The following is a 449-nucleotide window of genomic DNA, read 5'->3' as shown; positions in this document are numbered from 1 at the left end:
GGTGTTGTCATTGTCTCGTTCATTTCCGGGTTGGTGGATTTATGATTTGTTTGTTGGAAAACGGTCCTGTGGTCCTGTGGTCCTGTGGTCCTGTGGTCCTGTGGTCCTGTGGTCCTGTGGTCCTGTGGTCTAGGCTAAAACATTGCAAAGGAATACAAGCGCCTAGGTCAGTTTTTCTCTTTTACTACAATTTTTTTGCCCAGGCTTGTGCGGCTTCATCAATTAACTGATAAGCATGCACAAAGGCTTCTTTGCTTTGGCGATACGGATCGGGGATGTCTTTTTGCCCTATCCATTGGCCGAAGAGCATGGTTTTTCCACGCGCTTCAGGGGCAATTTGTGTTAGTCGCTTCCATATGGCCTTTTTCCATCACTAGGATCAGATCATATTGGCTACACAGTGCAGAGGTAAGTTGCTGTGATTGATGGTTTTCTACATCAACATCATT

At 45.9% G+C, this 449-nt stretch carries 1 pseudogene; it reads right to left on the bottom strand.

The features are described 5' to 3' along the window. Positions 1–184 precede the first annotated feature (184 nt). Positions 185–449: pseudogene (locus tag CIK04_RS27600) on the bottom strand (low molecular weight phosphotyrosine protein phosphatase); the annotation flags it as partial.

This window comes from Vibrio sp. 03_296, from assembly GCF_002265885.1.
Note: the sequence above shows the minus strand (reverse complement) of the source record. Positions and strands in the feature narration are given on the sequence as shown.